Origin of the sequence: Synechococcus sp. R8-2, assembly GCF_047461715.1 — a bacterium.
Taxonomy (GTDB): Bacteria; Cyanobacteriota; Cyanobacteriia; order Thermostichales; family Thermostichaceae; genus Thermostichus.
The window spans coordinates 1-1,085 of sequence record NZ_JANSHQ010000344.1 but is presented as its reverse complement, the minus strand read 5'-3'; the positions used below and the strand labels follow the sequence as shown (position 1 = coordinate 1,085).

1 protein-coding gene is annotated in these 1,085 nt (G+C 58.2%); it reads left to right on the top strand.

Going from position 1 to position 1,085, the window contains the following annotated elements; genetic code table 11:
- Positions 1-1,043, top strand: a 1,043-nt coding sequence (locus tag NW819_RS08735; RefSeq protein WP_414413509.1) for a TRC40/GET3/ArsA family transport-energizing ATPase, incomplete at its 5' end; no start/stop codon positions are given.
- Positions 1,044-1,085: the final 42 nt, after the last annotated feature.

Sequence of the window (1,085 nt, the reverse complement as noted above, 5' to 3'; positions counted from 1 at the left end):
ATAGCTTCGATCAGCCCTTGGGCCATGAGCCGGTCGAGGTCAAACCTAACCTTTGGGGGGCGGAGCTGGACGCCCTCAACGAACTGGAGCTGAATTGGGGATCCGTCAAAACCTACATTACCCAGGTGTTGCAGGCGCGAGGGCTAGATGGGGTGCAGGCACAGGAGCTGGCGATTTTGCCAGGGATGGATGAGATCTTTGCCCTAGTGCGGGTGAATCGCCATTACGACGAAGGCAAGTTCGATGTGTTGATCATCGACTCGGCCCCTACAGGCACGGCCCTGCGCCTCTTGAGCCTGCCGGATGTTTCTGGCTGGTACATGCGCAGGTTCTACAAACCCCTGCAGGGGCTGGCGCAAATGCTGCGTCCTATTGCCGAGCCGATTGTGAAGGGGCTGACCGGGATCCCGCTGCCCAATGACCAGGTGCTGGATGCTCCTTATGAGTTCTATCAGAAGATTGAGCGGCTGGAGCGCATCCTCACCAACAACCGCATCACCTCAGTGCGGCTGGTCACTAACCCCGAAAAGATGGTGATCAAAGAATCGCTGCGGGCCCACGCCTACCTCAGCCTTTACGGGGTGGCCACCGATTTGGTGATTGCCAACCGCATCTTGCCCGATGGAGTGGTGGATCCCTACTTTGCCGCCTGGAAGGCAGCCCAACAGAAATATCGCCAGGAAATCCACGAAAACTTTGCCCCCCTGCCGGTCTTCGAGATCCCGCTGTACTCCGAGGAGTTGGTGGGATGGGACGCCCTAGCCCGCCTGAAAAAAGACCTCTGGGGGGATCGCAACCCGGCGGACGTGCTCTATGCCGAGCAAACCCTGAATGTGGTAACCGACAACGGCCAGTACCGGCTGGATCTTTACTTGCCCGGGATCCCGAAAGAGCAGGTGGAATTGACCAAAACCGGGGATGAGCTGAACATCCGCATCGGCAACCACCGCCGCAACTTGGTTCTGCCCCAGACTTTAGCGGCCATGACCCCGGCCCGCGCCAAGATGGAAGAAGACTACCTGCGCATTCATTTTGCTGCTTGAGGCTGTAGCTGCTCTTGGTTGCGTCAGCTAGAAATCGCAGGA